Source organism: Rhodococcus sp. EPR-147 (genome assembly GCF_001647185.1).
Taxonomy (GTDB): Bacteria; Actinomycetota; Actinomycetes; order Mycobacteriales; family Mycobacteriaceae; genus Rhodococcoides.
In genome coordinates this window covers 1-9,711 of the sequence record NZ_LVCU01000152.1, presented here as the reverse complement: position 1 = coordinate 9,711, position 9,711 = coordinate 1, and the positions used below count along the sequence as shown (strand labels likewise).

Genomic DNA, 9,711 nt, shown 5'->3' with positions numbered 1-9,711 from the left:
GCGACCACGTCGTTCGCGTCGAGGACGACGAACTCGACGCCTCGTCCTCGGACGTGGACGGCACCCCGACGTTCTACCTGGGACGCGGCGACAAGAACCTGACCAGGCACGTCGGACCATACGACGCGGCGACATTGATCCGGGAACTCGAATCCATGTGAGCGCGGGCAAGGTTGCACAGAACACGTCCGCGTCGACCGAATCCCGTCGATACGGCGTCGTAGTGTGCAACCTTGCCCGGCGACTCGGAGTAGACCGGACGGTATGCTGCAGTGAGGCGTACGGCAGCAGAAGGGATCGACCGTGGACGCAGAATCCGCGCGCGCGATAACGGGAGCGATCGCGCTGACACTGTTCGTGTTGTCGCTGACGGTGTACTTGACCGCACTGGTGACCAAAGACCCGGACCAAGAACCCAATTCGTTGATCGGCATCAAAACGCGGGCCACCAAGTCCAGCAAGGAAGCCTGGGTCGCCGGCCACAGAGCCGCGTATCCCTACATGATGGCGGGCGGCACCCATTGCCTCGCATCAGCGGTGTTGATCGCCGGGCTACTGGTCCTGGGCTCTGTTCCCGCGACGGCCATGCTGACGCTCTCGGCGGCCTTGGCACTCGGCGGAGCCGTCGTCCTGACCTCGAGCGGAATCAAAGCCGATCGCGAAGCGAAAAGACATGCACGCGTCGAGTGATGGATTTCCGTGCAGGCAGTCGCGACAGAGACATCGCCTTGGGGACCTCGCCCGGGCAGAGTTGCACAGAACACGTCCGCGTCGACCGAATCCCGTCGATACGGCGTCGTAGTGTGCAACGTTGCCCGGCTGCGTCAGCTCTCCGTGCGATTCCCCTCCGCATCCCAGTGCTCGGCGACCTTTTTCGACGGCTGCACTCGGGGCGGCTCACCAGGCATCTTGGGGTAATCCGGCGGGAAGTTCAGCTCCCCGCCCGGCAGTGTTTCCCACAGCTGCAGAAGGGGTTCGAGGGAGTAGGCCTGCTCGTCCATATCGGCCCACGGGTCTCCGTCCTGGACCAGCTCCGGCACCGTGACGAGGTTGTACTCACGTGGATCGCTGACATCTGCCAACTGCGACCACGTCATCGGAGTGCTCACCGTCGCACCCGGCCGGGCCCGCAGACTCCATGCACTGGCGATGGTTCGGTCTCGATTGTTCTGGTTGTAGTCGATGAAGATGCGTTCTCCGCGTTCCTCTTTCCACCAGTTGGTGGTCACCCCGTCGTCGCGCCGTTCCAGCTCGCGGCCCAGACCGATGGCCGCATGGCGCACCTGCTCGAAGGTGTACTGCGGCTCGATGCGAACGTATATGTGAATGCCCCGATTCCCACTCGTCTTCGGGTAGCCGCGTAAACCCAGTTCCTCCAACAGCTCTCGGGTCACGTCGGCCACTCGCAGGGCGTCCGCGAACGTGGTTCCCGGCTGCGGATCGAGGTCCAGCCGGAGCTCGTCGGGATGGTCGACGTCCGGTCGCCGCACCGGCCACGGATGGAACGTCAGCGTGCCCATCTGCGCTGCCCACACCAGCGACGCGGATTCGGACGGGCACAGCTCCTCGGCGGTGCGCTTGCTGGGGAACGCGATCTTCACCGTCTCGATCCACTCGGGCGCGCCCTTGGGCAACCGCTTCTGATAGAAACCGTCGCCCTCCTTGTCCTGGGGGCCGAGTGCCAATCTCATGCCCTCGCGATAGCCGTCGGGCCAACGCTCCATCGCGGTGGGGCGGTCACCGATCGCCCGCATCAGAGGCTCCCCGACGGCCGCGAAGTACTCGCACACCTGCAGTTTGGTGATCTCCGGGGTGCGTTCGGTGGCCTGAAAGATCACGCGATCGGGGCTCGACACCCGCACTTCGCGTTCGCCGGCCTGCACGAACGCCGGTGGTGTTTTCGCGGCCATGGCTACCGCCCCCCGGCAATGACGTCGGCGACGTCGTAGCGCACCGGAACCTCGAGCTGGTCGTACGCGCACGAGCGCGGCTCACGATCGGGTCGCCACCGCAAGAACCGCGCCACGTGCCGCAGCCGAGCCCCTTCCATCTGGTCGTAGGCCACCTCGATGACCCGCTCGATACGCACCGGGATCCAGTTGCGGTCGTTGGACGAATTCCAGCGCGTCGCCTCACCGTCGTACGTGACGTCATCGCCGAGCCGGAGCGGTTCGAGTTCTTCGAGCAGTTCCAGCCGGCGCTTGTCGGTGAAGGCCGACGCGCCGCCGATCATGCGCAGGTCGTCGCCGTCGTACAGACCGAGCAGCAGAGATCCGATACCGTTGCCGGACTTGTGGATTCGATAACCGATCAACACACAGTCGGCGGTACGCGCATGCTTGATCTTGACCATCTCGCGCTTGTTCGGCAGATAGAGACCGTCGAGCTTCTTGGCCACCACACCGTCGAGCCCGGCACCCTCGAAACGCTCGAACCAATCCTCGGCCACCGCCGCATCGTCGGTGGCGGAGGTGACGTGACAGCTCGTCCCGCCGGTACCCACCGCGTCGAGCAGTCTCGCTCGCCGCGTCGAGAACGGCTCACCCGTCAGGTCCTCGTCGCCGACGGCCAACAGGTCGAAGCCGATGAACTGCGCGGGCGTCTTCTCCGCGAGCATGGTCACCCGACTCGCTGCGGGATGAATTCGTTCGGAGAGCGACTCCCAGTCCAGACGAGTGGATCCGTCCTTCTCGCGGGGTACGACGATCTCGCCGTCGACGACGATCTTCTCGGGCAGCTCGGCCTTGATCGCCTCCACCAACTCCGGGAAATAGCGCGCCAGGTCCTTACCGCCACGAGACCCCAGCACCACCTCGTCTCCGTCGCGGAAGACGATGGCGCGAAACCCGTCCCATTTCGGCTCGTACGACCACACCGCGGGCCCGTCCGCGGGCTGTGCGGGCACCACTTTCGCGGCTTTGGCGAGCATCGGTGCGACCGGCACGGCAAGAGGAAGATCCACGCAGTTCATCCTGCCTCATGCAGCCGACGAGCGAGTCCGATATTTTCTACACGAGCACGGTCGAACCTACGAGGGCAGGACTCACCATGGCGTCATCCAGTCGTTCGGTCCGCGCTCTCGTGCTCGCGCTGTCGTCGTGCGCGGCGCTGATACTCGGCGGGTGCGCCTCGGAAGTGTCCGGTACCGCCGTCGCCATCTCCGGTGCCACCATTCCCGCCACCACGACCACCGCCCCGCCCACCACCACACCGCAAACCGACATCGACGACGGCGGCAGTGTCGACATCGACGTGGAGATCGGCGAGTGCGTGGCCCTGGGCGGAACCGTCGACGAGGCGGCCATAGACAACGCGACCTGCGGATCTCCGCAGTCCAACTACGTCGTCTTCGCCAAGACGCCCACCTCGGCCGAGTGCCCCGCGGATGCCGATCAGTACTACTACGAGACCTACTTCGACATCGAACAGGGAGCCCTGTGCCTCGACATCGACTGGCAGGTCGGTGGATGCATGGACCTCGTCGGTGAATTCGCTCAGCGGATCGACTGCGCGACCCCCGGTGCCGACACCCGCCGCGTCGTGACCATCCTGCAGGGCACCTCGTCCGTCGACGACTGCCCCGACCCCGCGCTGTACGGATTCGAGAAGGATTCACGCAACTTCGTCGTCTGCGTCGAACGGTTGTGACCGCCACCGACATCTCGGTCTCGAGCGCTCGGGGGCGCTGGATCGTCGCAGCCACGGTGCTCGGTTCGGCTCTGGCGATGCTCGACGCCACCGTGGTCAATATCGCGTTACCCGCGATCGGTCGCGATCTCGGTTCGGGCGTCACCGGTCTGCAGTGGACGCTGAGCGGTTACACCTTGACGCTGGCCTCGCTGATTCTGCTGGGCGGGTCGCTAGGCGACCGGCTGGGGCGCAGGCGGGTGTTCGTCTGGGGCACCGTCTGGTTCGCGGCCGCGTCGGTGCTCTGCGGGCTCGCTCCCAGCATCGAGGTGCTGGTCGCGGCGCGACTACTGCAGGGCGTCGGCGCGGCCTTGTTGACGCCGGGTTCTCTCGCGCTGATCTCGGCCTCCATCAGGGCCGAGGATCGAGGAGCTGCGATCGGTCTGTGGTCGGGTCTCGGCGGCGTCGCGTCCGCGGTCGGTCCGTTGCTCGGCGGCTGGTTGGTCGACGCCGTCGGGTGGCGTTCGGTGTTCCTGATCAACATCCCGCTCGCCGTCGTGGTCGTGTGGGTGGCAGCGAAACACGTTCCCGAGAGCCGAGATCCGCACGCATCAGGCCGACTCGACGTACCGGGAGCGGTGACCGTCGCGGCAGCGCTGGGTCTGCTCACGTACGGTCTGATCGAGTCACATGCCCTGGCGCTCGCTCTGGGTGTCGTCGCGGCCGGAGTGTTCGTGGTGATCGAGCGTCGCTCGCACGATCCACTGGTTCCGCCGTCGCTGTTCGCATCCCGAGTGTTTCTGGCGGCCAACCTCGTCACCTTCGCCGTGTACGCGGCTCTGGGCGGCGTGTTCTTTCTTCTGGTGTTGCAGTTGCAGTTCGCCGTGGGCTACTCACCCATCGCGGCCGGAGTGGCCACGCTGCCGATCACCGCTCTGATGCTCGTCCTGTCCGCCCGCGCGGGCAGAATCGCCGGACGCATCGGACCTCGTGTTCCGATGACCGTCGGGCCGCTGCTCTCGGCACTGGGGCTGTTGCTGATGTTGCGCATCGGACCCGGATCCACCTACGCCACAGACGTTCTGCCTGCGGTTGTCGTCTTCGGGCTCGGATTGTCCGCTCTGGTGGCCCCGCTGACCGGAGCGGTTCTGGGCGCGGTGTCGACCGATCGTGCCGGAATCGCGTCTGGAGTCAACAATGCCGTGGCCCGCACCAGTCAACTGCTCGCCGTGGCCGCGCTCCCTGCGCTCGCCGGTATCGCGGGATCCGATTACGCTGCGCCGGAAGTGTTCTCGGACGGCTTCCACGCCGCGATGCTGATGTGCGCCGGACTGCTGGTCATCGGTGCCGCCATCGCGGCAGCACTGATCCGCGGCACCGGCGACGACGCGTCGAACTGCCCACCGCACTGCGACATCGGCTCACCACCACCTGCCTCGCGTCGGAGCGCGTGACTCACCGCACTGGGTCACCGCACGATCAGCACCGAGCAGTCGGCGTGGTGAACGAGATTCTGACTGACCGACCCCAGAATCGTCCCACGCAGAGCACCTCGACCCCGAGAACCCACCACGAGCATCGACGCCGACGCCGACATCGCCCGCAGGCCTCGCGTCGGGCTCGACTGCGCGCTCACAGTGCTCAGCGCAACCTCCGGATACTTCTCGTGCATCTTCTCCACATGCGCATCCAGCCAATGCTTTTCGTGTGCCCGGACACTCACCCAGTCGATCTCCTCGAATCCCGTTCCCAGACCCGGCTGGGCCGCGAATCCCCAGTAGTTCGCCGCGACCATCGGTGCACCGACGGTGTGGGCGAACTCGAGCGCGCCACTCAACGCTCGATCCGACTGCTCACTTCCGTCGACGCCCACCACGATGGGCCTGGCCGGATCGACGCTCTCCCCACCACCACGCACCAGCAGTACGGGGCAACGGGCGTGCGTGACGACCCGGAGGGTGTTGCTGCCCAAGGTCAGGTCTCGTAGTGCACTCGATTTCCTCGATCCCAGCACGATCAATTCGGCGTCGGCATTCGACAGGTACGACGCGATGGTGCCGTCGACGCTGACGATGTCGACGGATACGTCGGGTGCAACGTCGTGCATCGCTCCGGCCGCACGGGTGAGATGCTTTCGCCCGATCATGCGGAGGTCCCGCTCGAGTGCACCGCCGTCGACGAACGCTGCCGATCCGTACCAATCCCCCTCGGGGACAGCGTGAATCAACCGAACGGACGCATGTGTCTTCGCCGCGTAGGTGGCCGCCCACAGCGCTGCGGCATCGGCCTCGGTGGAACCGTCGATGCCCACCAGGATGGGAAGCACGCGGTCGGTGGAATTGCTCATGATGTGTTCCTGTCTCGATGGTGATGCCGTCGGGTCGGTCAGGGGTGGAACAGGGCGGTGACTTCGTCGGTATCGATATCGGTGCGGCATCCGCTCGATTCGAGCTCTACGTAGAAGGTCTCGTAGCCGCGCGGATCGGCCCCGCTCACACCGGTGCTGCGCCGCTCGAACACGCGCACCCCCGGCCACCGGTCGAGCACCGCTGTTCTCAGATCGTGTCCGTCCGGGGAGGTTCCGGCGAGGGGTCCGTATTCGGCGATCATCACCGCGTACACGGTGCCGCCGGTCGACGCGGTGGTCACCGGAAACACCGTCGATCCTGTCGATGCCGGACTGTCGACGGTGATGGAATCGGTCTCCATCCGCCGGGTGCCCGCCACTGCTCGTGCGTCGTTCGTCATCGTCGAGCCTCCGCCGTCGTCGTGTCCCTGCAGATCATCACCGGGCAGCGCGCGTGCCGCGTGAGGTTGCTGCTGGTCGATCCGAACAGTGCTCTCGCCACCACTCCTCGTCCGTGACTGCCGACCACCACGAGGCCGGCACGCTTGGACAGGTCTACCAGCAGATGCGCCGGATTGCCCTGTTGCACAATATGTTCGACGGATACGTCCGGATACTTCTCACTCCATCCGGCAAGACATTCCGACAGCAGCATTCGCTGCTCGCGCTCGATCTCGGCACTGTCGGGCGATCCAGGCAGGGAGAGCGCCGCCCCCTGGGACAACGAACTCCAGGCAAGCGCGGCGATCATCGGCACACCCAACAGAGACGCCAGATCGAAGGCCTGCTCGACGGCCACCTCACTCGTCGCACTGCCATCGATACCGACGAGGATCGGTGCGTCGACGGCGCCGACTCCCTCCCGCCAGACGATCACCGGACACAGGGCCGCATTCGAAGTCTCCTGTGCCGTACTCCCGAACAACGCCGACACGATCGGGCCGGAACCGGAGTTGCCGACGACGAGCATGCGCGCGGTGCGGGAGTGCCCGACCATCATCGTGCATGCGGTCGCTTCCTCCACCGAGGTGGTCACGGCCAGATTCGGATGATGGGCCAGCACCGCGGTGGCAACGTCGGTGACGACGCGTTCGGCCGCGCGCCGCTGCTCGTCCCACACCTCCCTCGGCACCACCGTTGCGGGCTCGCCCATGTAGAACACGGGCTGCTGGACTGCCCCGGCGATCAGCAGCGGAGAATCCACCTTCTCGGCCAGGGTGGCCGCCCAGCGGGCAGCGTCGATGCTGGCTGGCGAGCCGTCCACGCCGACAACGATTTTCTGGTGTCCTGCGAGAATCACGATCGTCTCCTGTTCGTTGCGCGGGCGGGTGCCGAGAGCACCGACGCGACCGCGTGTCGTGGGGTTCGGGGTGGCGGTGAGCCGATCATCGGTTTACCGACTCGAATCAGCACCTGCGCCACCCCTGTGCGTGCAGCGAGAGATTCGACCAAGCGCCTGCTACCCGACTGTTCCGTCATGTGCGTCAACGGGCACGTCGCCAGTCCGTCCGCTGTCGCTGCCAGGAGGAAGGCAGACATGGCTCGACCGCTCTGCAGCCAATCCGGGCGTTCGTCCGATGACGTCTCGAGCAGCACCACGGTGGATTCGTCCTCGACCGGCTCCTGTGTCACGGTCGCGGCGACCCGGTGCGGTTCGGGGAACACTCGTCCGACCTGCACCCTCGATGCATCCGCGCGGTTCGTCAGAGCCTCGGGCGGAATTCCTCCCGATCGGAACGCGTGCCCGGCCCACCATCTGATCTCCGCCTGATACGTCGCGTCGTACCTACGTACGCTCGCGCTCAGAGTCGATGCCTTCGCCAACGTCTCTTTGGACTCGGCCGACAGGACGGTCATCTCGGTGCCGTAGTGCTCCTGACCCAGGTATCGCGTCAGATCACGATTGCTCGGCACCGGCCCGAACGCTCGCCGATCCGAGTACCGCCGATTGATCGCAGTGAGCAGGTCGAACTCGTGCGACCGGGGATGCGCGGCGTGTACGAAACGAACACGCGCGAGGTGATCCGGTGCACCCGGGGTCGGCAACAGGTCGATCTCTGCCGTCCACCTGTTGGCGGCCGCAGCCTTCTGCAGGTGGTCCAAGGCAGCCCCGCAGCTCATCACCATCTGCCGCTCGGTCGGGTCTATCGCCCCGAGCACGCGCGAGCTGTCGGTGTACAGATCGAGTACGTGCTCGGAGTAGATCCACCTCCACGGCTGACTGTTGTGCACGGACGGAGCGCGACACGCGAGCTCCACCAGCATCTCCACCACGGCCGTATCCGGCTGATCGTTCATCGTCTCTCCTCGGACTCCCACCGCGATGCGGTGACACACCCACTCTCTCCCCGAGCTGGTGGTGCTCGACAGGGCCATTCGTCACTCGATGAAGGGCACTCGAGACGTACGAGTTGGGTGCATGCCGATCGAGAGCCGCAACCACAGGTTTAGTGTTGACGGTGAATGCGACTCAGGAGCGGAACCTGAGGACGCGACCGTCCGCCGACCGCTCAGGAGAGTCATGACGACCCCGCAGAATCCCCACGAAGACATCGACGTCAAGCCGCGCAGCCGCGACGTCACCGACGGACTGGAGAAAACGGCAGCGCGCGGCATGCTCCGCGCCGTCGGGATGGGCGACGAAGACTGGGGCAAATCCCAGATCGGCGTCGCCTCGTCGTGGAACGAGATCACCCCGTGCAACCTCTCGCTCGAACGTCTGGCGAAGGCCGTCAAGAAGGGCGTCCACGCCGCCGGCGGCTACCCGCTGGAATTCGGCACCATTTCGGTGTCCGACGGTATCTCGATGGGTCACGAGGGCATGCACTTCTCGTTGGTCTCCCGTGAGGTGATCGCCGACAGCGTCGAAACCGTCATCAGCGCAGAGCGTCTCGACGGTTCCGTCCTGCTCGCCGGATGCGACAAGTCGCTGCCCGGAATGCTCATGGCCGCAGCGCGTCTGGACCTGGCGAGTGTTTTCCTCTACGCCGGCTCCACGTTGCCCGGGTTCGCGACCCTGTCCGACGGCAGCGAGCACCAGGTGACGATCATCGACGCCTTCGAGGCCGTCGGTGCCTGTTCGCGCGGATTGATGTCACGCGCCGACGTCGACACCATCGAACGCGCCATCTGCCCCGGCGAAGGTGCCTGCGGCGGAATGTACACCGCCAACACGATGGCCAGCGCAGCCGAAGCGATGGGAATGTCGTTGCCCGGCAGCGCATCTCCTCCCGCTCCCGATCGCCGACGCGACGGATTCGCCCACGCCAGCGGCGAGGCCGTCGTCGATCTTCTGCGACGCGGCATCCGCACCAGCGACATCCTCACCAAGGAAGCGTTCGAGAACGCCATCGCCGTTGTCATGGCATTCGGCGGCTCGACCAACGCGGTGCTGCACCTCCTGGCCATCGCCCACGAGGCGCAGGTGGACCTGACCCTCGCCGACTTCACCCGCGTCGGCGCGAAGGTTCCCCACCTGGCGGACGTCAAGCCGTTCGGCAAGCACGTCATGACCGACGTCGACGCCATCGGCGGAGTCCCCGTCGTGATGAAGGCTCTGCTCGACGCAGGCCTGATGCACGGCGACTGCATGACGGTCACCGGTAAGACCGTGGCGCAGAACCTCGCTCACATCGCGCCCCCTGACCCCGACGGAAAGGTACTGCGCGCACTCGACAAGCCGATCCACCCGACGGGCGGCATCACCATCCTCGAAGGATCGCTCGCCCCCGGCGGAG

Annotated in this window: 10 protein-coding genes; 4 read left to right on the top strand and 6 right to left on the bottom strand. The window is 65.9% G+C overall.

All coding sequences use genetic code 11. The annotated features are described in order from the left end of the window. The first annotated feature begins 303 nt into the window (after positions 1-303). The gene (locus tag A2J02_RS07510; RefSeq protein ID WP_068048748.1) at positions 304-690 is read left to right on the top strand and encodes an SdpI family protein; all 387 of its coding nucleotides are present in this window, start codon (positions 304-306) and stop codon (positions 688-690) included. A gap of 134 nt (positions 691-824) precedes the next feature. On the opposite strand, the gene A2J02_RS07505 is transcribed toward A2J02_RS07510, so the two are convergent. Together A2J02_RS07505 and A2J02_RS07500 are read right to left on the bottom strand one after the other, a co-directional pair. Next, entirely contained in the window at positions 825-1,910 is a 1,086-nt protein-coding gene (locus A2J02_RS07505) for a DNA polymerase domain-containing protein (RefSeq protein WP_068048744.1), read from the bottom strand. 2 nt (positions 1,911-1,912) lie between these two features. Beyond that, positions 1,913-2,962, bottom strand: a complete 1,050-nt coding sequence (locus A2J02_RS07500) for an ATP-dependent DNA ligase (RefSeq protein ID WP_068048755.1) — start codon at positions 2,960-2,962, stop codon at positions 1,913-1,915. Between the two features lie 86 nt (positions 2,963-3,048). Between A2J02_RS07500 and lppU the strand changes: the two genes are divergently transcribed. Both lppU and A2J02_RS07490 read left to right on the top strand, forming a co-directional pair. Continuing rightward, on the top strand, positions 3,049-3,648 hold the full coding sequence (gene lppU / locus A2J02_RS07495; RefSeq protein WP_068048740.1) for an LppU family putative lipoprotein: 600 nt from the start codon (positions 3,049-3,051) through the stop codon (positions 3,646-3,648). Then, positions 3,645-5,081 carry an MFS transporter gene (locus A2J02_RS07490; protein ID WP_068048737.1) on the top strand — a complete coding sequence of 479 codons (1,437 nt, stop codon included), beginning with the start codon at positions 3,645-3,647 and terminating at the stop codon, positions 5,079-5,081. Before lppU ends, A2J02_RS07490 begins: the two co-directional genes overlap by 4 nt. A gap of 14 nt (positions 5,082-5,095) precedes the next feature. Here the strand turns inward: A2J02_RS07490 and A2J02_RS07485 are convergent, their stop codons facing one another. The 4 genes from A2J02_RS07485 to A2J02_RS07470 are packed head-to-tail and all read right to left on the bottom strand — an operon-like array spanning position 5,096 to position 8,272. Beyond that, on the bottom strand, positions 5,096-5,974 hold the full coding sequence (locus tag A2J02_RS07485; protein ID WP_068048732.1) for a universal stress protein: 879 nt from the start codon (positions 5,972-5,974) through the stop codon (positions 5,096-5,098). A 38-nt stretch (positions 5,975-6,012) separates the two neighbouring features. Next, complete coding sequence (locus tag A2J02_RS07480; protein WP_068048731.1) at positions 6,013-6,375, bottom strand: hypothetical protein; 363 nt, start codon at positions 6,373-6,375, stop codon at positions 6,013-6,015. Then, positions 6,372-7,274, bottom strand: a complete 903-nt coding sequence (locus A2J02_RS07475; RefSeq protein ID WP_068048728.1) for a universal stress protein — start codon at positions 7,272-7,274, stop codon at positions 6,372-6,374. Before A2J02_RS07475 ends, A2J02_RS07480 begins: the two co-directional genes overlap by 4 nt. Then, on the bottom strand, positions 7,271-8,272 hold the full coding sequence (locus A2J02_RS07470; RefSeq protein WP_068048751.1) for an Acg family FMN-binding oxidoreductase: 1,002 nt from the start codon (positions 8,270-8,272) through the stop codon (positions 7,271-7,273). Before A2J02_RS07470 ends, A2J02_RS07475 begins: the two co-directional genes overlap by 4 nt. A gap of 223 nt (positions 8,273-8,495) precedes the next feature. Between A2J02_RS07470 and A2J02_RS07465 the strand changes: the two genes are divergently transcribed. Next, a partial coding sequence (locus tag A2J02_RS07465; RefSeq protein WP_068048726.1) for a dihydroxy-acid dehydratase domain-containing protein occupies positions 8,496-9,711 on the top strand: 1,216 nt, incomplete at its 3' end.

Excerpts from the sequence above, each read along its gene's own strand:
- A2J02_RS07505 (WP_068048744.1), bottom strand. The coding sequence starts at position 1,910 with ATGGCCGCGAAAACACCACCGGCGTTCGTGCAGGCCGGCGAACGCGAA.
- lppU (WP_068048740.1), top strand. The coding sequence starts at position 3,049 with ATGGCGTCATCCAGTCGTTCGGTCCGCGCTCTCGTGCTCGCGCTGTCG.
- A2J02_RS07485 (WP_068048732.1), bottom strand. The coding sequence starts at position 5,974 with ATGAGCAATTCCACCGACCGCGTGCTTCCCATCCTGGTGGGCATCGAC.
- A2J02_RS07480 (WP_068048731.1), bottom strand. The coding sequence starts at position 6,375 with ATGACGAACGACGCACGAGCAGTGGCGGGCACCCGGCGGATGGAGACC.
- A2J02_RS07470 (WP_068048751.1), bottom strand. The coding sequence starts at position 8,272 with ATGAACGATCAGCCGGATACGGCCGTGGTGGAGATGCTGGTGGAGCTC.